This window comes from Acetivibrio cellulolyticus CD2 (genome assembly GCF_000179595.2).
In the GTDB taxonomy this organism is placed as follows: Bacteria; Bacillota; Clostridia; order Acetivibrionales; family Acetivibrionaceae; genus Acetivibrio; species Acetivibrio cellulolyticus.
In genome coordinates, this window is the sequence record NZ_JH556653.1 from 1172574 (window position 1) to 1173036 (window position 463).

The 463-nt window shown below is 39.3% G+C and carries 1 protein-coding gene; it reads left to right on the forward strand.

What is annotated here, in order from left to right; genetic code table 11:
* Positions 1-463, forward strand: a 463-nt coding sequence (locus ACECE_RS32560) for a glycoside hydrolase family 9 protein (protein ID WP_010246124.1), incomplete at both ends; no start/stop codon positions are given.

Below are 463 nucleotides of genomic sequence, written 5' to 3' on the forward strand. Positions count from 1 at the left end.
AATTATACGGATGCCTTTGCCAAATCAATTTTATTCTATGAAGCAAACTGGTGCGGAGAAGATGCAGGCAACAATAGGTTAAAGTGGAGAGGACCCTGCCATGTTAATGACGGTAGTGATATTAGTGTTGATCTTACCGGTGGCTTTCATGATTGTGGAGACCACGTAAAGTTTGGACTGCCTCAGACCTATTCTGCATCAACATTAGGCTGGGCATATTATGAGTTCAAGGATACTTTTATTGAAAAAGGCCAGGATGAATATATGCTTAATATCAATAAGCATTTTTGTGACTATTTTATAAAATGCTTTGTAAATGATACAACATTTTATTATCAGGTTGGTAATGGTGACACTGATCACAGCTATTGGGGACCACCGGAAATGCAGGATACTGAGAGACCAACTTTTTATGTTGCTAATCCAGAGACTCCAGGTTCTGATGTTGCCGGAAATGCATCTG